Genomic DNA, 21144 nt, shown 5'->3' on the forward strand with positions numbered 1-21144 from the left:
ACGCGGACGCTCCGGCATGCCCGTACCGGCGTTACCCCGGCCGTGCGTGCCGCGGCGACTCTCCCGGAAGGACCGAGGAACATGGCCGAATTGACACTCGATGCGCTGACCGACCTCCTCCGCCGCGCCGCGGGGGAAGGCGAGGACGTCGACCTCGACGGCGACATCCTCGACGTCCCCTTCACCGAACTCGGCTACGACTCGCTGGCCGTGCTCGAACTCGCCGGCATGCTCGAACGCGATTACCTCGTCAGCCTGTCCGACGACGCCGTCCAGGAGGCGAAGACGCCGGGGCAGCTGATCACCCTCGTCAACTCGCTTCCCGCACAGGCCTGAACGCAGTCCCCGCGAAAGGACAAGGAGTCGCCATGACGGAGTCAATCCGCCCGACGTCCCGCTGCGCGCTGGTGACCGGCGCGACCCGCGGCATCGGCCTGGCCGTCGCGCGGACGCTCGGCGCCGCCGGGCACCGCGTCTTCATCACCGCCCGCGACGGCGAGGCCGTGGCGCGCACCGTCAAGGAGCTGGAGGCGGGCGGGACGACGGCGGCGGGCACCGCGGCGGACGTGCGGTCCGGCGACGACGTGACCCGCTTGATCGGCGCGGCCCGCGACGCCTACGGCACCATCGAGATCCTGGTGAACAACGCCGGACGCAGCGGCGGCGGACCGACCGCGACGCTGTCGGACGATCTGTGGCACGACGTCCTCGACACCAACCTCACCAGCGTGTTCCGCGTGACCCGGGAGACCCTGACCGCCGGCGGACTGGGCGAGGCCTCCTGGGGCCGCATCGTCAACATCGCGTCGACCGGCGGCAAACAGGGCGTCGTCCTGGCCACGCCGTACTCGGCCTCGAAACACGGCGTCGTCGGCTTCACCAAGGCCCTCGGCCTGGAACTCGCCCGCACCGGCGTCACCGTGAACGCGGTGTGCCCCGGCTACGTCGAGACCCCGATGGCGCAGACGGTGCGCCAGGGCTACGCCGAGATCTGGAACACCACCGAGGCCGACATCCTGGACCGCTTCGAACAGAAGATCCCCCTCGGGCGCTACAGCACGCCCGAGGAAGTCGCCGCGTTCGTCGGCTACTTGACCACCGACTCCGCCGCCCCCATCACGGCGCAGGCACTCAACATCTGCGGCGGGCTGGGCAACTACTGAGCCCGCCGCGCCGGTTGGCGCCGCGGACGCCGGCCGGGGCCGACTACCGCACGGACCCGGCCCGGCCTTCGCGGAGAAAGGCCAGGACCGCCAGGACCCGCCGGTTTCCGTCGACACCGGCGGGCAGGCCGAGCTTGCCGAAGATGTTCCGCACGTGCGTTTCCACGGTCTTCCGGCCGAGGAACAGTTCGGCGCATATGGCCTGGTTCGATCGGCCCTGCGCCATCAGGCCGAGGACTTCCGCCTCGCGATCGGACAACCCCGCGAGCGTGCCGGTGCGGCGGCGGTGGCCGAGCATGCCGTCGACGACCTCGGGGGCGACCACCACGCCGCCCGCCGCGACCGTGCGGACGGCGGCGGCGAAGCGGTCGAGGTCGGTGACGCCCTCCTTGAGGATGTAGCCGCGGCCGGGCAGGTCGTCGCCGAGGAGGCGCACCGCGTGGTGGCCTTCGACGTACTGGGACAGCACGAGGACGCCGATGCCGGGGCAGACCGCGTCCAGGGTGACCGCGGCGTCGAGGCCCTCGGTGGTGTGCGTCGGCGGCATGCGGATGTCGACGACGGCGACGTCCGGCCGCTCCGCGCGCACCAGTTCGACCAGCGAAACGGCGTCGGCGGCTTGGCCGACCACCGCGAACCCGGCCTCCGCCAGCAGGCGGGCGACGCCCTCGCGGAACAGCAGGGCGTCATCCGCGATCACGACGCGCACGGCAGCTCCGCGATGACCCGCGTGCCGTGCCCGGCGGGGCTGTGCACGGTGAGCGTGCCGTCCAGGGCCTCCACGCGGTCGGCGAGACCGCGCAGCCCGGTGCCGCGCGACGCGTCGGCGCCGCCGTTGCCGTCGTCGGCGACCTCGACGGTCATCGTGGTCCTTCCTTCGTGTGTTCCCGCGTGCACGGCGATGGTGACGCGTGCGGAGTCTCCGGCGTGCTTGGCGGCGTTCGCGAGCGATTCGCTGACGACGAAGTAGACCGCCTCCTCGACGCCGGGCGCGTACCGGCCCCGCGGCGCCCGCACCACCTCCGCGGCCACCGCGGAGCGTTCCGCGAGCGAGACCAGGGCCGACGCCAGCCCGGCCTCGGTCAGGACCGCGGGGTGGATGCCGCGGGCCAGCTCCCGCAGTTCGCCGATGGCCCGCCGCAGCTCGGCGGCGCACTCGTCGATCGCGGCGCCCAGCGAGGCGTCCCCGTCGGGGACCTGGCCGCGCGCGATCCGCAGCATCAGGGCCAGCGTGACGAGGCGTTGCTGGGCACCGTCGTGCAGATCGCGTTCGATTTTGCGGCGGGCGGTGACCCCGGCTTCCACGATGCGGGCGCGCGACGCCCGCACCTGCGCGAGCTGGGCGCGGACCTCGGCGTGCAGCCGCTCGTTCTCCATCAGCAGGCGGGCGGTCGCGGCGACGGCGCGCACCAGGTCCGGCGACTCGTCGAGGGCCGGGTCGTGGATGATCGCCCCGACCCCGGCCAGCACCGTGACCGTGCGGTCGGGGCCGGATTCGGGGAGCGGGGAGGGACGCCCGTCCGGGTCGACGTGGTCGCCGTGCGCGGGGCGGTAGTAGACCAGGCGCAGCCCCGGGTCGCCGAGCGCCCGGGCGAGCGCGTCCTGAAGCCGGCCGGGCGGGGGAGGCGCGTGCCCGAGTTCGGCGGCGAGGTCGGCGGCCACCGAACGGCCCGCGCGGGCCCGCACCATGCCCGCGAGCAGGAACAGCGGCCACAGCGCGAGTCCCACGCGGGACGCGGCGATGCCGGTGCCGTAGGTGGACCGCAGCGCCGGGACCATGACCATCAGGCCGGTGTAGACGTACAGGCCGGTCATGCCGATGTTGCCGAGCAGCACGGTCGTCCAGCCGCGGCGCAGAATGCGGCCGGCGGTGGCCCAGCGGACGCAGAAGAGGCCGAGTGCGACGACGTAGACGAGCGTCGGCAGCATCGAGAAGACGATGTCGGCGGTATCGACGTCGATCGTGTCGACCTGGACTTCGGCGAGCAGGTCGCGGGGCGGGGCGGACAGTCCCCCGGCGGTGACGAACCAGACGGCGACGCACGGCCCGGTGACCGCGTATCCGGCGACGACGAGGGCGAGCCGGAGCCGCGGGTGGGCACGGCCGCGCGCGAAGTCGGTCATCACGTGCGCGATCGCGCCCATGACCAGCCAGTCGGCGAGGAACGCGGTCCGGAACGCCCACGGGTGCCGGACGGAGCCGAGGAGCAGCAGCAGGCACAGCCCGGCGGCCAGGAGCATCGGCCACACGGTTTCGCCGGGCCGGCGGCGTTCCGCGGCCAGGATCGCGCAGCACGTGAACGCCCACGCGGCGGCCAGCGGCAGGACGGCGTGGCTGACCGTGTCGGCCCAGCTCAGGCCGTAGCCGCCGTAGCGGACCGCGCAGACGCCGAGCAGGGTGGCGAGGGTCTGGGCGGTGAGGAGGAGCGGGGTCGCGGAGGCGCGGCGGAGGTGCCGGCGGGATGAGGTGCGGTGCATGGCGGTCGTTTCGCGGTCACGCGGGGTCGCGCGGGCGGCGCGCGGCACGCCCCGCCGCCAGCACGGCCGCGAGGGTGTGCGGCGACAGCTCTTCCTTTGCGACGTAGCCGTCCGCCTGTGCGCGGACGACGCGGTCGCCGTAGTCGCCCCGGTCCCGCCCGGAGATCAGCACGATTCCCACCCCCGCGTCATTCTCCCGGATCAGCCCGGCCGCGGTGAAGCCGTCGAACCCGGGAAGCTGGACGTCGAGCAGGACCAGATCGGGACGCAGCCGCCGCACGGCCTCCACGGCGCCCGGGCCGTCGGCCGCCTCCCCCACGACCGTGTAGCCCCACGCGGACAGCAGCCGGGTCGCAAGCCCGCGGTAGACCTCGTGGTCGTCGACCAGGACGACCGTGACCGGTGACCCGGTTGCCGTCACCGGCTCCTCCTGCGGATCGTGCCTGACGTGCCCGGTCCGGGGCCGTCGGGCGAAACGGCCGGTTCCGGACGTCCGCGATCGCCGTGGCGTTCCGTGGTTCCGCGTGGCCCCCCCAGGCTTCCCGCGTGCGCGACCCGCGTCGAAGCGGGCCGCGCACCGGTCGCGGAACCCCGTGCGGACGGCTTCCCCCCTGGGGCCTTCCGTACGGCAGCGGCGCGGAGCGAGCGGGGATCTCGTCCGGGAACCGCTCCGAACGCCACGGCGATCGGTGCACCCATGGTGGCCCGGCGGGCCGGGGCCGCGCCTCGGGGACAACCCTGATTCCGGCGGCCCGGCGCGCGACCGCGGCGGCCAGCCGCGGCCGTCGTTGTCGTTGTCACATCGCCGCGCCGGGCCCGTGCCTGCCCAGCACCACCACGCGGTGCGCCGTACCGTTCTCCCGCCGTGCACCCATCGTCACGTCCTCCTCGTCTCGTCCGCTTGACGCCCACCAGATGGGAGCAGCCGACCGAGAAGTGACACGGCCCGGGTGTGACACGCGCCACAGGCGGACGCCGCGGGGAACTCCCCGGCTCGTCACCCGGCGACGCCGTGCGGTCCTGCGGCGGAGTACCCGACCGTGTCGGCCGTGCCGCCGCCACGACGCGCGAGCGGGCCGACGCCGCCGGCAGGCGCCCGCGACCGTGGGAACGTCCGGGGGCCGCCGCGCGGTCGTCCGCCGAATCCGCTCGGTCATCCGCGAAACGCGGCGGAGCGCGCGCGGGGCGCCCGAGTGTCGTCGCCGTGGGCTAACGTCCCGGCATTCGTTGCTCCCGAGAGAGGCGACCCATGCCGAATGACCCTCGTTTCCCTGCGGCGCGGGCCTTGCCTGCCACGGTGTTCGAGGAGTTGGAACGCCTGGGCGGGCGACTGCCCGAGAGGTTCGAGGTGCGCGAGCGGGTGGTGGGGACCCCGGCGGGCCCGCACCCGGTGCCGCCTTCGGTGCAGGCGCTGCTCGCGGTGGTCTGGCCTGAGCATCAACGGCTGCGCACCCGGGACGAGTTCGACTGGGAGGTGCGCTTCGGCGGGTTCGAGGTCGAGGCCGGGCTGTTCGCCGAGGAGCTGCCGCGCGCGTGGTACGGCGTCGGCCACGACGAGGGGCAGCACTTCTACCTGGTCGACCTGGCGGAGGCCGCCGACCACGACGCGCCGCCCGTCTACCGCGTCGACCATGAGGGCGGCGAACCCGCGCAGTACGGCGCGCCCTCGCTGTGGCGTCGGCTGCTCGACCTGAGGACGTCCACGCCGACCGTGGACCTCGGTCGCGCCTGCGTGCGCGGCGACGTCGCCCGGGTGCGGCGGGCCCTCGCCGAGGGGGTCGGGCTGGGCCCCCTGGAGGAGTCCGGGCTCACGCCCCTGCACCTGGCCGCGATCTCCGGGTCCGTGGAGACCGTGGAGATGCTTCTCGCCGCGGGCGCCGACCCGAACGCGGCCCTGACGCACATGACCGATCTCACGGACACGTACCTGGGAGAGGACGTCGGCAACCTGCCCGCATGGCCGTTCGCGCTGTACACGGACGAGACCCCGGTGCTGGTGGCGCTGAACCTCCTCGTCGAACACGTGCGCTGCCGACGGGTCCCGGACGTCCTCGCGGTCCTGCTCGCCGCGGGCGCCGACCCCAACGCCGCCACCCCCGAAGCCGCGGAGCGCGGCGAGTCCGAGGGCTGGAACGCCGTGGACGTCGCCTACCACTTCATGACCTTCCGCGCGATCCCGGAGGCGGCGGTGTGCTTCCGGATGCTCCGCGACGCGGGCGGTGAACCGGAGAGCCTGGCCGAGGCGGTGAGCCGGAGCCCTGCGGGCTGACCGGCCGCACGCGAGGACGGGGACGGTGCTGTGGCCCCCGCGGAGTTCGGTCACCAGGGCGGTGATCCCGTCGCGGCCGAGTTCGGCCGTCTCACGGACGACGGTCGGCCGCCTCACCGGTCCAGCGGCGGTGGGCGGCCGGATCGACGTTGCCGCCGCACACGATGGTGACCACGTGGCGTCCGGCGAAGCGGTCGCGGTTCTCCAGGATCGCCGCGATGCCGAGCGCCGCCGACGGTTCGGCGACGAGGCCCGCGTCGGCGAAGAGCACGCGCACGCCGGCGATGATCGACGCCTCGCGGACGAGCACGGCGTCGTCGGCGACCACGAGGAGATCGTCGAGGACGGCCGGGATGGGATACCTCCCGGCGACACCGTCCGCGATCGTGTCGGCCGTTTCGGTGGTGACGACGCGTCGCTCATGCCACGAGCGCGTCATCGCCGGCGCCCCGAGCGGCTGGACGCAGACCACCTCGACGCCGGGGGCCAGGGCCTTGACCACATGCCCCACGCCGGTGGCCAGCGCCCCGCCCCCGAGCGCGACCAGGACGGTGTCGAACGACGCGGCGGCCTCGACCAGTTCCAGACCGATGGTGGCCGCGCCCTCGCACGTCTCGAGGTCGAGGCTGTCCTCCAGCAGCCGGATGCCGTCGCGGTGTGCGAGCGCCGCCGCGCGCTCGCGCGCCGACTCGTGGTCCCCGTCGACCAGTTCGAGCCTGGCGCCCAGCGCACGGATGCGGTCGAGCTTGGCCTCGGTCGCGAACCGCGACGCCACCACGGTGACATCGAGCCCCCGCCCGCGACCGGACCAGGCCAGCGCCTGCCCGAGATTGCCCGCACTCGCACACACCACCGCCCGCTGCCCCCGCTCGGCGAGCAGACGCGCGACCACCTCGGTGCCGCGCCCTTTGAAGCTCCGCACGGGATTCGCCGTTTCGAGCTTGACGCTCACCGCGCACCCGAGGGAAGGCTCCAGCGCCTCCCAGCGATACAGCGGAGTGTCGAGAAAAACCGGATCGATAAGCTCGCGAGCCGCACGAATCCGCGCGGTGTCGAGCCGAGTTCCCTCCATGGGCACAGCAGCGTAAGGCCGTTCGGGAATGATCCGGGAACGGCCGTACGCCGCACGCGGGCTGACGCGCGATCAGGCGCTGGCCGTGGCGATGGGGCACGTGATCCTCACGGAGTGCTTCGTCGACCGCGAGGTCCCGTATTTCACCGACTACGTCAGGCGGTTCACCGACCTGCCCTTCCTCGTCGCGCCGGGCGAGCGCGACGGCGGCGTGTCACATGCCCGGGGCCGCGCGGTGGATCCGGTCAGGGGCCGACGATGGCGCGCAGCGCGGCGTGGTGGGCCCGGTATGCCTCGCGCCCCTGGGCGGTGAGCCTCAGCCACACCCGCTGCCGGGTGTCGCGGACCGCCTTGCGCTGCTCGACGTACCCGGCGTCCACGAGGACGGTGACGTGCTTGCTCAGGACGGACGCCGACACGCCGAGCTGCCGCTGCACGACACCGAACTCCGCCTCGGCCGCGCTGTCCAGGAGGGCGCAGACGCGCAGCCGATGGGGTGCGTGGATGGTGGTGTTGAAGCCGTCCATCGGGTCGGCGGCACCGGTGCTCACGGCGCCTTCCGGTGCAGGCGGACGAACCGGAGGTGGAAGCCGACGGACACGGCGGCGCCCACCGCGGCGGCGCCGACCAGCCACAGGGGTTCTTCCGTGAACCGGAACGCGTAGGCGGAGCCGACGACGAGCGGCGGCATGCCGACGGCGACCGGCACGGTGGTGCGCTTCGGCAGGAGGTCGAAGCGCAGCGCGACCCCCGTCTTGGCACGCCAGTTCGCCGCGGCGACGGCGAGGAGCACCGCGAAGACGGCCTCCGCGGCCACCATGGCGACGACCCACGCCCACTGCGGCATCAGCCACGCGGGATCGGCCAGCGCGCCGCCGAGGGCGAAGGGCAGGACGACGAACATCCCCGTGATGGTCGCGACGAACCAGGGCGGCCACGGTGTCGCGGACAGCGTGGTGACCGACTCGCGGACGCGCTCGGCGTCGGCCAGCGCGGCGCGGGCCTCGGCCGGTGTCGGGCGGAGGGCTCCGCCGTTGTCTTCCATGACGGAAACCGTAGGTGCAGAGTTTCCATATTGGCAAGAGTAGAGTTTCCGAAACGGAAACTGTCGTTCGGACGCCGTCTGGGCGGGGGTTCCGGCCCGTCGGCGGCGGCCGGGTCGTGACGGCCGGGTCGTGACGGCGCGGCGGCGTGGCGCGATGGCGTGGCACGGGGGGTGACGCGCGCGCCGGGGGTGCGCCGACGGCACGGCCGCGGCGCGCGCGTGGTCGGCGGGTCAGGCTCGGGGGGCGAGGAAGCCGAGGCTCGCGGCCGTCCGCTGCCGGGGGAGCCCGAACACCGGGAAGAGCGCCGGATCCCGGAACGCGGTGATCGCGAAGACCTCGTGGCCGGAGACGCCGAGCACCTGTATGGCGTGCGCGCGGAAGTCACCGCCGGGGCTCGGGGCATAGGTGGCGATCGCGGGCTGGCCGTTCGCCACGACCGGCACCGACTTGTACGTCCCGGGGTTCCGCAGCACCGAGGACGCGAAGTACCCGGCCACCTGGTCCCGCCCGGCGTAGAACTCGGGCTCGGGCGGCATGTCGAAGACCGCGTCCTCGCGCAGGAGGGCGACCAGGGACGCGATGTCGGCGTTCTCGAACGCGGTGATGTAGCGGTGCAGCAGGTGGTTGTGCGCGGGGGACATCGGCTCGGCCTTGCGGTCCGCCGACGGGGACACGCGCGCCAGTTGCGCCCGCGCCCGCTGGAGGGCGGCGTTGACCGCGGCCGGTGACATGCCCAGGACGTCGGCGACCTCCGCGGCGCGCCAGCACAGGACGTCCCGGAAGATCATCACAACGCGTTGCCGCGGGGGGAGGAATTGCAGCGCGGCGATGAGGGCCAACCTGAGGCTGTCCCGCGACACGGCGACGTCCGCCGGGTCGCGGGCCTCGCTTCCCCCGACCGGCTCGGGGAACGGCTCCAGCCACGCCTGCCCGCCGTCGGTGCCCGCGGTGTCGCGCTCACGTGTCGGATCCATGAGCCCCGCCGGGACCAGCCGTCGGCTCTTGTGCTCCAGCGCCGACAGGCAGACGTGGGTGGCGATCCGGTAAAGCCAGAATCGTGTGGACGAACGTTGTTCGAAGGCGTCGTAACCCCGCCATGCCCGGAGGTAGACGTCCTGAACCGAGTCCTCGGCGTCGTGGACCGAGCCGAGGATCCGATAGCAGTGCGCGACCAGCTCCGGCCGATAGCGTGCCGCGACCTGCGCGAAGTCCTCGCCGTCGGAGTCGGTGAAATCCCTCATGGAATAAAGACCCGGCCGATCCCGAAAATTCATCGCCGCGTACGGGTGTTTCTCCGCGGCCCGCGAGCGGACGCGCCACCCCTCCACGGGTGCGTTCATTTTTTGCCGTCGACCCGGTCTATATCACGAGGGCTGGGTTCGCCGCCCCGGCCGCGTTGCGGCGGGTCGCGCGACCCGGAACCCCGATGAGCAGCCCGGCGCTCGCCGGGCCCGAGCAGGCCACGGCCGCGTGCCGGGCCGAGGTGGAGGGTTCCCATGGCACACCACACGGCGGTATTCGGCCCGCTCGCGCGAGCGGTCGCGTCCGGCACGACGGCCCGGCAAGGCGTCGCCGCGGGCCGCGGCGCGCGCCCGGCCGCGGTGGCGCCCGCCCGGCGACGCGCCCCGGTCTGAGCCGCGAAGCGCCCGCGATCGCTCGGGATTCCGTACCCCGCACGGCAGTTCCCCCAGGTTCATCGAACGGTGAGAGGTCACTGCATGCCCGTCATCGGGAATCGCGGCCACGACGGCGCTGTCATCCCCGCCGGGGTCCCCCTCCCTCCCGGCCGCGGCTCCGGCGCTTCGCCGGCGGCGCCGGCCAAGGCACCGCGGCGTGCCGACGGTCCCCGGTGACGCCCGCACAACGGGGGCCCTACCTGGCGTTGTCGGCCTACGCGATCTGGGGACTGTTCCCGCTGTACTGGCCGCTCCTGGAGCCCGCGGGTCCGGTGGAACTCCTCGCGCACCGCACCGTCTGGTCGTTCGTCGCGATGGCCGGGCTGCTCGCGGTCCGGCGGCGCGCGTGGTTCCGCGAACTCATCCGGTCCCCAGTGGTTTTCGGCAGGCTCACCCTCGCCGCGGCGACCCTGTCCTTCAACTGGGGCCTCTACATCTACGGCGTCAACCACGGCCATGTCGTCGAAGCGGCGCTCGGCTACTTCATCGCGCCGCTCGTGATGACCGGGGCGGGCGTCCTGATCCTCGGCGAACAACTGCGGCTCGGGCAGTGGGCGGCGGTGTTCCTGGGCGTCGCGGCGGTCCTGGTGCTCGTCACGACGTACGGGCAGGTGCCGTGGCTGGCCCTCGCGTTGGCCGGGTCGTGGGCGGTGTACGGGTACCTCAAGCGCACCGCGCAGCTGCCGGCGCCGGTGTCGCTCACCGTCGAGACCGCGGCGATGCTCGTGCCCGCGGTCGCCTACCTGGCCTGGCTGGCCTCCCAGGGCAAGGGCACGTTCGGCACCGTGGGGACCGGACACGCGCTGCTGCTGATGTCGACGGCCACCGCCGCCGTCCCCCTGCTGCTGTTCGCCGCAGCCGCGAACAAGGTGCCCCTGAGCACCCTCGGCATGACGCAATACGTCGAGCCCGCAATGCAGTTCGTCATCGGGATCACGATCCGGCACGAACCCATGCCCACCGCCCGGTGGGCGGGATTCCTCCTGGTCTGGTCCGCGCTGGTCCTGCTCGCCTACGACGCGCGGGGCCGCGCCGCCCCCGCGTGAGTGGCGCGCCCGAGGGCGCCCCCGGCCGCCGTCGGGGGCACCGCCACGGTGCGTCCGGCCCGGCGTCGGGCCGGACGCGGCGGGTACGGGACCTCACGGCCGGGGGATGTTGCGCAGGTTGGAGCGCGCCATCTGGATCATGCGGCCGACGCCGCCGTCGAGGACCATCCGGCCCGCGGACAGGGCGAATCCGCTGACCTGCGCCGACGTGATCTTGGGCGGGAGGGACAGGGCGTCGGGGTCGGTCACGACGTCCACCAGGACCGGGCCGCGGTGCGCGAAGGCGTCGCGGAGCGCGTCGCGCACCTCGGACGGCCGTTCGACGCGGATGCCCCGCGCGCCCACGGCGGTCGCGACCGCGGCGTAATCGGTGTGCGGGTAGCGCGTGCCGTGCGGTGGGAGGCCGTCGACCATCATCTCCAGGTCGACCATGCCGAGCGAGGAGTTGTTGTACACGACCACCTTGACCGGGAGCTCGTACTGCACGAGGGTCAAAAAGTCGCCCATCAGCATGGAGAATCCGCCGTCGCCGGACATCGACACGACCTGGCGGCCCCGGTCGGCGAACTGCACGCCGATCGCCTGCGGCATCGCGTTCGCCATCGACCCGTGCACGAACGAACCCACCACGCGGCGGCGGCCGTTCGGCGTCAGATAGCGGGCGGCCCACACGTTGCACATGCCGGTGTCGACGGTGAACACCGCGTCGTCGGCGGCTTCTTCGTCCAGGATCGACGTGACGTACTCCGGGTGGATCGGACCGCGTCCCGCGACGTTCCTGGTGTACGCGCCGACCACGCGCTCCAGCGCCTCGAGGTGCTTGTCCAGCATCCCGTCCAGGAACGCGCGCGACGCCTTGGCCCGGACGCGCGGAGTCACGCACCGCAGCGTCTCGCGCGCGTCGCCCCACACCGCCAGGTCGAGCTGCGCACGACGGCCGAGGCGGTCGGGCTGGACGTCGATCTGGGCGATCCGTACGTCATGCGGCAGGAACTCGGAGTACGGGAAGTCGGTGCCGAGCAGGATCAGCAGGTCGCACTCGTGCATCGCCTCGTACGCCGCGCCGTAGCCCAGCAGACCCGACATCCCCACATCGAAGGGATTGTCGTACTGGATGTGCTCCTTGCCGCGCAGCGCGTGCCCGACCGGCGCCTTCACCTTGTCGGCGAACGCCATCACCTCGGCGTGCGCGCCCGCGACCCCGCGCCCGCAGAACACCGTGACCTTGTCGGCCGCGTCGATCAGGGCGACCAGCCGGTCGATCTCGTCGTCGCCCGGCCGGATCGCCGGCGGCTCGGAGACCATCGCCGGGTCCGCGACGCGACGCGGCACCGGCCGGCTCGCGACGTCGCCCGGGAGCGTCACGACGGAGACGCCGCGCCGCCCGACCGCGTGCCGGATGGCGGACTGCACGACCTGCGGCATCTGCTCCGGGGTGGACACCAACTCGCTGTAGTGGCTGCACTCCTGGAAGAGCCGGTCGGGGTGGGTCTCCTGGAAGAACCCGGTGCCGATCCGGTCGCTGGGGATGTGCGACGCGAGGGCGAGCACCGGCGCCATCGACCGGTGCGCGTCGAACAGGCCGTTGATCAGGTGCAGGTTCCCGGGGCCGCACGACCCCGCGCACGCCGCGAGCCGCCCGGTGAGCTGCGCCTCCGCACCCGCCGCGAACGCCGCGACCTCCTCGTGCCGGACCTGGACCCACTCGACGGCGGCACTGCGCCGGATGGCGTCCACGACGGGGTTGAGGCTGTCCCCGACCACCCCGAACACGCGTCGTACGCCCGCACGGGCGAGAAGGTCGACGTACTGCTCCGCAACCGTTTGCTTGGCCATGGCCGGGGCTCCCTAGTCTGTGGACGGACCGCAGACGCAGGTGTCCGTGCGGCGGGCTCGGCACACCTCCCGCGTACACCCGGACGCGTGACGGCCGCCGCGGCGTCCGCGTGTGTGCGGAGACCGCCGCGGCGCGCGGGGGTGGGGGCGGTCCGCGTCAGGCGTCGAGGGTGCCGGCCAATCGCGGATCTGCGTCGGCTCGGTGCCGCGGGAGGCGACGACGATCATGCGGTCGGAGGCCCACACGTACGCCTGGGTGTCCTCGATCGGGAACGGCATCGCGTGCGGGGAGGCGAAGTGCCGGACGGTGTCGAACCCCCAGTCGCGGGCCGCGGATTCGACCGCGGCCTCGTCCTTGTAGGCGAGGGCGGCGGCGTGTGCGAGCGCGTAGGCGTGCGGGACGCTGGAGCGGGTCGCGGCGTGGTCGAAGGTGGGGGCGGGAACGGCGGCGGTCACGGGAACCTCCGGGATCGGGGGCGTCGGTGGGACCCGACACACGCCAGCCACGGGCCAATCGGACGGTTGGCCGGCGCTCGGGCGCGTCCCCCCATCGGACTCGGGCCCTCCGGCCGCGGACGACGGCGTCGGCGGGCCGTGCGCGAGCTGCCCCGCCTGCCCGCGTCCCGGAGGTCGCCCGTCTCCCGCGGGCGTCGGCGGACGCGTTCCGGCGACCGGTGGTGTGACCGCGGCCGGTGGCACGTCGCCGGGGCCGACCTGACGGACGGTCGGGAAGGCGGGGCTCGTCCGCGGCCGGTCAGCCGTGCATGACGCGGCCGTCCCGCCAGCGGGCCAGCGTGACGTGGAGGTGGGCGCCGAAGAGGGCTTGGAGGTCGATGCGCGGGTCGAGCAGCCACTGGGCCTCCATGCCGTTCATCGCGGCCAGGAGGGTGCGCACCTCGGCGTCGATCTGACGGTCGGTCATGGGCGGGACGTCGCCCCGCGCGACCGCTTCGGCCAGCCGGGCGCTGTAGTCGTCGACGGCCTGGCGCTGCCGGTCGCGGATGTGGTTGTGGGCGGGGTGGGTGTCGCTGGAGGCCTCGGCGCGCAGCGTCAGGATCAGTTCGATCAGGCTGCGGTGTTCGATGTGGTGGCGCACGACGTCGGGCAGGGTCTCGAAGAACGCCATGCCGGTGCGGTCGTTGTGCGGCAGTGACGAGGTCTCCGCGTCCCAGTGGCGCAGCACTGCGTCGAGCAGCCCTTCCTTGCCGCCGAAGTGCTGGACGAGGGCCGCCGCGCTGACCCCGACCTCGGCGGCGATCTGGCGCAGCGATCCGCCGGCGTAGCCGCGTTCGGCGAAGACCTTGGCCGCGGCGCTCACGATCTGCGCCCGCGTCTCGGTGCCGTTGCGGTACGGACCGCGCCGCGTGCCGGGGCCCGGCTCCTGCGTGGACTGGGCTGCGGCCACCACGTGTTCCCTTCGTCGCGCGGACCTTGACACATCAGATTAACGCCCGTTTATATTTCAACGGCGTGAACGCCTGTTCAGATTTCACCGCCCCGCGTCCGGGGGCCGGGGGCCGCGGATCCGGCGGCGCGATCGCAGGGCTCGGCCCGTCGTACGAAAGGAGAACGGCATGCCTGTCGCTCTGGATCGTCGCACCCGCCACGACGCCGACGTGCGCGACGTGCGCGTCACGGCCTTCGTCTCGGACGACTTCCCCGACCTCGCCGCCCGCAACGGCGGGATGGTCGCGCGGGGGATCGAGGCGCTGGGGGCCCGCCCACTCGCCGTCGAAGTCGGCGACGAGGCATGGACGTTCGCCGGAGACGGCGCCACGCTGACCGTCGCGCGCGGCATCGCCGACGACGCCCTCGTGGTGACCTTCGACGCCGCCGAGTTCTCCGACTGGGTGCAGAACCAGCGGTCGTTCAACAACATGCTCGTCGCCCGCGACCTGCGGTACCGCGGCGGCACCGAACACGACGTCTCCGTCTGGGACTCCCTGTGGCTGGCCCTGCTCGAAGGCTGGCCCGTCGTGGACGACACGCTCGCGTTCCACGACCGCCACGGCGACCCCCTCACCCTGGACCGCGTCTTCACACCCGACGACGACCCCGCCGACATCGCGCACTTCCTGCGCGAGGCCGGCTTTCTGCACCTGCGCGGCTGGGTCGACCCCGACGCCATGCGCCGCGTCTCCGACGAGATCGACCAGGCGCTGCCGAACTACCGTGAAGGCGACGGACGTTCGTGGTGGGCGACACTCGACGACGGCACCCGCCGCTGCGTCCGGCTCCAGGACTTCGTCGCGCACTCGCCGACCACCGCCGCGATCCTCTCCGGCGAGCGGTGGAACCGGCTGCGCGCCGTCCTGGCCGCCGGCGACGACCTCGTCCAGGCCCCGGTCGCGGGCCGCTGCATCGAAGCCCTGATCAAACCGGTCGGGGTGGTCTCCGGCCCGTCCGACGTCACCTTCCACCGCGACTGCCACCTCGGCCGCCACGCGTACACCTGTTCCGGCACCACCATGGGGATCTCCGTCACGGAAAGCGGCGAGGCGAACGGGCAGTTGCGCGTCATCGCGGGCTCGCACCGCGTCCTGATGCCCGTCGAGACCGCCAAGACCGAGCCGTACCTCCCCGTCGTCGCGATCACCACCCGGCCCGGCGACCTCACCGTGCACCTGTCCTGCACCCTCCACGAATCGACACCGCCACGCGTCGCTGAACGCCGGGTCATGTACGCCGGATTCCACCTCGCCGAGCGCGGCGACGACCGTCCCGAGGCCGGCAGCGGCCTGGCCGAACTCCGCGAGCGGATCTCCGACATCCTGCGCGACGGACCCCGCTGACACCAGGACCCCGCAGAACCGGAGAACCGGAGACCGCGGTGCCCACGGGGGAGCGTCGCACGGACTTCCGCTGTCCGGCGCCTCGGACCGGCACGGGCGGCCGAGGCACCGCGCACGCGCTCCGCGTCCTGTTCGCGCACGCCGGCGACGGCCGCCGGACGCCGATCGCCGGCCATCGCCATCGCCCGCCCGGTCGCGGCGGTGGCGGGTCGGTGGCGGGTCAAGGCAAGACCGGTGTGTCACAACGCCAGGGGAAGTTCCTCCAGGCGCGGAGGTGTGCCCGGGATGATCCTGCGGCGGAGTGCCGTCGCGGGGACGGCCAGAGGCAGGTGCGGGTGCCGTGCGAGCAGGGCCCCGATGGCCGTTTCGCACAAGATGCGCGCGAGGGAGGCGCCGAGGCAGTAGTGGATGCCGTGGCCGAAACCGAGGTGGCCGTCCGGGGCATCCTGCGTGCGCGCGACGTCGAGGTCGTCGGGGGCGTGGAAGTGCCTCGGGTCGCGGTTCGCGGAGACGAGGACGAATTGCACCGCGTCGCCCCGCCGGATCCGCGCGCCGTGCACCTCGACGTCCTCGGCGGCGATGCGCATGCGGACCATGGCGCTCGGGCCGCACCAGCGGATGAACTCGTCGACCGCGCGCGGCAGCAGCGACGGGTCGCCGCCGAGCCGCCGCCGCTGGTCGGGGTGCGCGTGCAGCGCCGCGATGGCGTTCGCGATGAGCTGCGCGGTGTTGTCGTAGCTGCCCATCACGATGTTGAGGACCATCGCGACCTGCTCGACCTCGTCGAGATCCCCGTCGGCGAGGCTGCCGAGCAGGTCGTCGGTCGGGGAGTCGCGCCGTTCCGCGAGCAGGCCGCGCACCGTCTCGACGACCTCGACGGAGGACGTGCGCAGGCGTTCCGGGTCCATGCCGAGAATGTCGTCGCCCCAGCGGCGGAAAGGCACGCGGCGGTCCTCCGGGACGCCGACCACCTCGCAGATGACCGTGACGGCCAGCGGATACGCGTACTCCTCGACCAGGTCGACCGTGCCGCCGTGCGCACGGGCGGGCAAGGCGTCGAGGAGCGCGGCGGCGACGGCCTCCGCACGCGGGCGCAGCTCCCGCATCCGGCGCGTCGCGAACGCGCGTGACACGGCGCCGCGCAGCCGCGCGTGGTGGGGCGGGTCGGTGTCGAGCATCGACACCATGAAGTACTTCAGGACCTCGTCGGGGAGCCCGAGCATTTCCAGCAGCGGCTTGCGCGGGTCCTCGCCGGTGTGGCCGGGCACGGAGGCCGGGGAACTGACGAAGCGAGGGTCACGCAGACCCGCCCGAACGTCACTGTAACGGGTGATCACCCAGACGGGTTGCCGCTCGGTCAACCAGCCCCGGACGACGGGGCTTTGCTCGCGCATGCGTCCGAACTCGCCGACCGGGTCGGCGAGGAGATCCGGGGCGAGAAGGCGGGGATCGTCCTCGTCCGCGGAGGGCTCGCGCGGGGCCGGCGCGGTGCGCGCGTTCGTCGTCGGGCTGTCCACGAAAGCCTCCTGGCGGCATGGGGGTTGGCGGGCCGCGCGGCGGCGGTCGCGTCGTGAGCACTGTGGCGGAACGACGTCCCACGTGACAGTTGGCGGCGGGGTTTCCACACGGATGAGCGAATCGGACGATCCGGCCTTAGCGCATGTTGCGTGCGCGACGTGGTTTGTCCATGGAAGCCGCCCGATTGAGTGAATGGTCCGCCACCTGGTTGGTCGTCGCCGACCGGTGTGCCTAATCTCGAAACCGGTCGCGAAGACACTGTGAAACGGACACCCGAGCCACGACCGGAAGTTCGGTCGTCATAGCCCAGCAGATCGCCAGGTGGCGGTACGAGGCGCGCGCCGTGCGGCGCGTGAATCCTTGGCCGCCCGATCGTCCTGTGTTCAGTACGTCCGCCCGGCACAAGCCACGGCAGTGGATGGCGGGCGGTGTCCCGCGGCCCAGCCTCACACCGCGGTCCCCCGCGACCGCCACGCAGCCTGTCCGACTACCCGAAGGGGACGATCGACCCATGCCGCCCGCAATTGCACCTTTCCTGGTCGGGCTCGTCGTCGCGCCGATCGCCAAGCGCCTCGTCAAGCCCGTGGTGCGCGGGGTCATCAAGACCTCGGTGGAAATCGCCCTCGACGTCAAACGCGCGGCCCAGGAGGCCGGGGAAGGCGTGCACGACCTGGCCGCCGAGGTCGCCGCCGAGGTGTTCGCCGACAAGAGTGACGCGGCCGACGCCCCGCGCCCCAACGTCGTCGGGCAGGGCAAGCCCGGCACGAAGACCCGCCAGGCGACCGCCCCGGCCACCTGAGCCACCGCCCGCCGGCCGCCGGTTCCTGAGTCGCGCCCGGCGGATCACCGGACACCGTCCGGGGCCGGACGACCGTCGTCCGGCACCCGCCGCCCGGGCGGCGGGCCACCGCGCCGCGCCGCTTCCGGGCGGTGCGGTCGTGCGCGCGGCCGACGCCGCCGGGCGGGTCACCGCGCCGAGGCGGCTGGTCCGCCTGCCCCGGGCCGGCCCGGGGCCGCCGCCGCGCCCCGGGGCTTCGCGCGCCGTCCGAGTCCGGGCGGCGCACGGCCGACGAGACACCCGCCAGCACCGCCGACGGCTCGCCGTCGCGCGCTCTCCACCACCGAAACAGGAATCCGCCATGACCCTCGATGTGCCCGCCGCCGCGGCGCGAGCCCTGGACATGCGCCCGCGCTCCGTCGTGCCGGGCCGCCAGCGCTGGGAGGTCACCGCGCTGCGCGGCCGACCCGAAGCCGCGCGGCTCGTCGAGGAGTTCCTGGGCGCCGAACCCGGCGTCGACGGCGTCACCGCCAACCCCGTCACCGGCCGCATCCTGGTCTTCCACGACCGCACGCTCAGCACCCCGGAGGCGGCCCACCGGCTGCGCCGGGCCGTGGTCCGGGCGTTCGCCCGCGTGTTCGCCCCGCCCCCGCCGAGGCGCGGGCCGAGCCTGGGCACCGCCGCGGCGCGCGTGGGCATGCGTCGGCTCCGGGACGCGGTGAGCGCGCGGCGGGATCGCGCGCCCGGCGGCTCACCGCGGCGGGGCTCCGGCCGTGCGCGCACGGGCGGGCACGGCGAGAAGGGTGCGTCCGCCGCACCCGGCGGAGGAGGGAGGCCCGGCGGATGGTCATGGCGTTCGGCCGCCGGGGCCCGCGACCAGGGCACGGGCCGCGAGCCGGCCAAGCCCGGGAGAGCGCGCCGGGGCGCCGCGTGGCTGCGTCATCGGCTCGTCGCGGCCGTCGCGGCCGTCGCGGCCGTCGCGGGGGACGCGTCCGCCGAACCCGGCCGCACGCGCGACACCGGCCGGTGGCTGAGGCGTTCGGCCGTCGTCGCGGGAGCCGCCGTCCTCGCGTTCGGCAGCGGCGCCGCCGCGCTCGCGTTCCTCTTGCGGCCGTTCGTCAGCCTCGGCCTCGTGGCGGCGACCACCGCGGTCATCGTCCGCCGCGCGTGGCGCCGGAGCGACGAACGCGGCCGACCCGCGCGCCGCCGCGGGATGCTGCGCGACATCATCGGCCCGTACCGGCGCCGGTTCACCCTCGCCGCCGTCACCTCGGTGCTCGCGCAGACCGCCGAGATGACCCTCGGCCTGTTCATCGCGGCCATCGCCGTCGTCCTGATGCAGGGCGAGAACGCGGCGCTGCTGAGCCTGGGCATCGCGGGCGCGGGAGCGCAGCTGTGGTGGCTCGCCGTCGGGACGGCGGCGGTCTGCGCGGCGGTGGCCGCACTCTCGTACACCTCGAATCTCGCGTGGCGCAGGCTGGCCCGGGACGTCGAATACGACTGGCGCAACCGCACGTACGCGCACGCGCAGCGGCTGTCGCTCGGCAGCCTGGAGGGAAGCCGCACCAGCCGCGTCAACAGCGTCCTGACCGACGACGTCGGCCGCATGGGCGCGTTCGTCGCGGGCACGCTGCCCGAACTCGTGCAGATGGCCACCGGTGTCCTCGCCGTCGTGCCGGTGTTCCTCGTCTTCGCGCCGCAGATCGCCTGGGTCGCGTTCCTGCCCGTGCCGCTGGTGACATGGCTGTCGTTCCGCTTCCACGACCGCGACGCGGGCGACTACGCGGCGGCGGGCGAGACGCGCGGGCGGCTGCACAGCCACATGGCGAACACGTTGCAGGCCAACAGCACCGTCAAGGCGTCGTGCACCGAGGACCACGAGGACGCCCGCCTGGCCGATCTCGGGGACCGGTACCGGGAGAGCACGGCGCGCACCGACCTCGGCGCGGTACGCCACACCGAGTCCGTGCGGCTGGCCACGACCGCCTCCATGGCCGGGACGCTGCTGTTCGGCGGACGCGCGGTCCTCGCGGGCGAGTTGCCGTTCCAGGCGTTCAGCCCCCTCGTCGGGCTCCCGCAGCAGGTGCTGGTGCGGCTCACCCGCCTCGGCGCGAGCATGGACCAGTACCGGCGCACGCTCGACTCGTACGACCGGGTCACCGCGCTGCACGAGATCCCGGTGGAACGCGCCGAGCCGCGCACCCCCGCCGCGGCGCTCGGCCCGGTGCGTCGGCCGGCGGGCGAACTGCTCCTGGACCGCGTCTCGTTCGGGTACGGCGAGGGGCCGCCGGTATTGCACGACCTCACACTGCGGATCGCGGCCGGGCGGGTCACCGGCATCGTCGGCCCGACCGGCTCGGGCAAGACCACGATCGCGCGGCTGCTCATGCGGTTCGAGGAACCCCGCGACGGCGCGATCCTGTTGGACGGGCGCGACCTGCGGGACATCCCCCTGCGGGACCTGCGGTCCACGATCGGGCTGGTCGCCCAGGAGCCGGTTCTTTTCGACGGGACGATCGCCGACAACGTGCGCTACGGCAGCTTCGACGCCGACGACCTGCGGGTGGCCGCCGGGACGCGGATGGCCGAAGCGGACGGGTTCATCCGCGAGCTGCCCCACCGCGAGCGGACGATCGTGGGCGAGCGCGGGTCGTCGCTGTCCGGCGGCCAGAAACAACGCGTCGCGCTGGCCCGGACGATCCTGCGGAACCCGCCGGTGGTGGTGCTCGACGAGGCGACGTCGGCGGTCGACAACGGCACCGAGGCGGCCATCCAACGCGCCCTCGGGCAGTTCGGCGCGGGCCGCACCATGGTGGTGATCGCACACCGCCTGTCGACGGTTCGGGACGCGGACTGGATCTATGTCCTCGACCGCGGCGGTGTCCTGACGGAAGAGGGCACCCACACCCAACTCGTGCGCCGAGGCGGCCTCTACGCCGACCTGTGGCGCCTCCAATCCGGCCGACCCACCGCCACCCCGCCCCGCACACCCCCGACGCCGCCTCGACGCGCCACGGCGAAACGGGGAAGGAAGACCACCCGGGCGATCGAGACACCCCCCGAGACGACGGCGACGCAAACGGCCACGGCACGGCCCCCCGAGACACCGTCGCCCGACCGGCCCGGACCGCCCGAGCGCACCACGGGCACCGTATCGGCGAACGGGGTCGAGACGGAGCCGCCGAACCGGCCCGAGTCGCCCGGCGACGCCGCGGGGGCCGGTGAGGTGGGTCGTTCGTCGGTGGTTTCGGACGTGGTGCGGGATGTGCCGCCTGACGGGTCCTCGGTCGGTGTGCCGGAGGGTGACGTCGGCGGTCGGCCGGGGGGCTGACCCTCCGCACGTCGTCTCCGCCCGTTGCCCCTGTTCGTTTGCTCGGCTTTCCCCTTTCGTCTCGCGCCGGCGCGGCCTGTTCCGCCGCCCTGGGCACGGTCGGTAGTCATTTGGAGGTACCCCCTTGTCTCGTCACGGT

General features: G+C 73.7%; 19 protein-coding genes. 8 read left to right on the forward strand and 11 right to left on the reverse strand.

What is annotated here, in order from left to right; genetic code table 11:
• Positions 1-81: 81 nt before the first annotated feature.
• The gene (locus tag LO772_RS34340; protein ID WP_231775948.1) at positions 82-336 is read left to right on the forward strand and encodes an acyl carrier protein; all 255 of its coding nucleotides are present in this window, start codon (positions 82-84) and stop codon (positions 334-336) included.
• 32 nt (positions 337-368) lie between these two features.
• Entirely contained in the window at positions 369-1163 is a 795-nt protein-coding gene (locus LO772_RS34345) for an SDR family NAD(P)-dependent oxidoreductase (protein WP_231775949.1), read from the forward strand.
• 43 nt (positions 1164-1206) lie between these two features.
• Here LO772_RS34345 and LO772_RS34350 read toward each other — a convergent pair whose 3' ends face one another.
• The 3 genes from LO772_RS34350 to LO772_RS34360 are packed head-to-tail and all read right to left on the reverse strand — an operon-like array spanning position 1207 to position 4062.
• Positions 1207-1872, reverse strand: coding sequence for a response regulator transcription factor (locus tag LO772_RS34350; protein WP_231775950.1), 666 nt, complete (start codon positions 1870-1872; stop codon positions 1207-1209).
• Positions 1860-3641 (reverse strand): sensor histidine kinase, encoded by a 1782-nt coding sequence (locus LO772_RS34355; RefSeq protein ID WP_231775951.1) that lies wholly within the window; start codon positions 3639-3641, stop codon positions 1860-1862. Before LO772_RS34355 ends, LO772_RS34350 begins: the two co-directional genes overlap by 13 nt.
• A gap of 16 nt (positions 3642-3657) precedes the next feature.
• Positions 3658-4062 carry a response regulator gene (locus LO772_RS34360; RefSeq protein WP_231775952.1) on the reverse strand — a complete coding sequence of 135 codons (405 nt, stop codon included), beginning with the start codon at positions 4060-4062 and terminating at the stop codon, positions 3658-3660.
• 864 nt (positions 4063-4926) lie between these two features.
• On the opposite strand from LO772_RS34360, the gene LO772_RS34365 reads away from it, so the two are divergent.
• Positions 4927-5910 (forward strand): ankyrin repeat domain-containing protein, encoded by a 984-nt coding sequence (locus LO772_RS34365; RefSeq protein WP_231775953.1) that lies wholly within the window; start codon positions 4927-4929, stop codon positions 5908-5910.
• 91 nt (positions 5911-6001) lie between these two features.
• Here the strand turns inward: LO772_RS34365 and LO772_RS34370 are convergent, their stop codons facing one another.
• The 4 genes from LO772_RS34370 to LO772_RS34390 form a co-directional block, all read right to left on the reverse strand.
• The gene (locus LO772_RS34370) at positions 6002-6982 is read right to left on the reverse strand and encodes a threonine ammonia-lyase (protein WP_231775954.1); all 981 of its coding nucleotides are present in this window, start codon (positions 6980-6982) and stop codon (positions 6002-6004) included.
• A 245-nt stretch (positions 6983-7227) separates the two neighbouring features.
• A complete protein-coding gene (locus LO772_RS34380; RefSeq protein ID WP_443089347.1) occupies positions 7228-7533 on the reverse strand; it encodes a transcriptional regulator in 306 nt (101 codons plus the stop codon).
• Complete coding sequence (locus LO772_RS34385; RefSeq protein WP_231775955.1) at positions 7530-8027, reverse strand: hypothetical protein; 498 nt, start codon at positions 8025-8027, stop codon at positions 7530-7532. The genes LO772_RS34380 and LO772_RS34385 overlap by 4 nt, the downstream gene beginning before the upstream one ends.
• A gap of 231 nt (positions 8028-8258) precedes the next feature.
• On the reverse strand, positions 8259-9269 hold the full coding sequence (locus LO772_RS34390) for an RNA polymerase subunit sigma-70 (RefSeq protein ID WP_231775956.1): 1011 nt from the start codon (positions 9267-9269) through the stop codon (positions 8259-8261).
• A gap of 255 nt (positions 9270-9524) precedes the next feature.
• On the opposite strand from LO772_RS34390, the gene LO772_RS34395 reads away from it, so the two are divergent.
• Both LO772_RS34395 and rarD read left to right on the forward strand, forming a co-directional pair.
• Positions 9525-9662, forward strand: coding sequence for a hypothetical protein (locus LO772_RS34395; protein ID WP_231775957.1), 138 nt, complete (start codon positions 9525-9527; stop codon positions 9660-9662).
• A 215-nt stretch (positions 9663-9877) separates the two neighbouring features.
• Positions 9878-10750 carry an EamA family transporter RarD gene (rarD, locus tag LO772_RS34400; RefSeq protein ID WP_231775958.1) on the forward strand — a complete coding sequence of 291 codons (873 nt, stop codon included), beginning with the start codon at positions 9878-9880 and terminating at the stop codon, positions 10748-10750.
• A gap of 93 nt (positions 10751-10843) precedes the next feature.
• Here rarD and LO772_RS34405 read toward each other — a convergent pair whose 3' ends face one another.
• The 3 genes from LO772_RS34405 to LO772_RS34415 all read right to left on the reverse strand — a co-directional run bounded on the left by LO772_RS34405 (position 10844) and on the right by LO772_RS34415 (position 13991).
• Entirely contained in the window at positions 10844-12586 is a 1743-nt protein-coding gene (locus LO772_RS34405; protein WP_231775959.1) for a pyruvate dehydrogenase, read from the reverse strand.
• A gap of 12 nt (positions 12587-12598) precedes the next feature.
• On the reverse strand, positions 12599-13042 hold the full coding sequence (locus LO772_RS34410) for a hypothetical protein (protein ID WP_231775960.1): 444 nt from the start codon (positions 13040-13042) through the stop codon (positions 12599-12601).
• A 298-nt stretch (positions 13043-13340) separates the two neighbouring features.
• On the reverse strand, positions 13341-13991 hold the full coding sequence (locus tag LO772_RS34415; protein WP_231775961.1) for a TetR/AcrR family transcriptional regulator: 651 nt from the start codon (positions 13989-13991) through the stop codon (positions 13341-13343).
• Positions 13992-14160: 169 nt separating this feature from the next.
• On the opposite strand from LO772_RS34415, the gene LO772_RS34420 reads away from it, so the two are divergent.
• Entirely contained in the window at positions 14161-15378 is a 1218-nt protein-coding gene (locus LO772_RS34420) for a phytanoyl-CoA dioxygenase family protein (protein ID WP_231775962.1), read from the forward strand.
• 239 nt (positions 15379-15617) lie between these two features.
• On the opposite strand, the gene LO772_RS34425 is transcribed toward LO772_RS34420, so the two are convergent.
• A complete protein-coding gene (locus LO772_RS34425; RefSeq protein WP_231775963.1) occupies positions 15618-16895 on the reverse strand; it encodes a cytochrome P450 in 1278 nt (425 codons plus the stop codon).
• Positions 16896-17407: 512 nt separating this feature from the next.
• On the opposite strand from LO772_RS34425, the gene LO772_RS34430 reads away from it, so the two are divergent.
• On the forward strand, positions 17408-17695 hold the full coding sequence (locus tag LO772_RS34430) for a DUF5132 domain-containing protein (protein WP_231775964.1): 288 nt from the start codon (positions 17408-17410) through the stop codon (positions 17693-17695).
• Between the two features lie 340 nt (positions 17696-18035).
• A complete protein-coding gene (locus LO772_RS34435) occupies positions 18036-21005 on the forward strand; it encodes an ABC transporter ATP-binding protein/permease (protein ID WP_231775965.1) in 2970 nt (989 codons plus the stop codon).
• Positions 21006-21144: the final 139 nt, after the last annotated feature.

It is taken from the genome of Yinghuangia sp. ASG 101 (genome assembly GCF_021165735.1).
Classification (GTDB): Bacteria; Actinomycetota; Actinomycetes; order Streptomycetales; family Streptomycetaceae; genus Yinghuangia.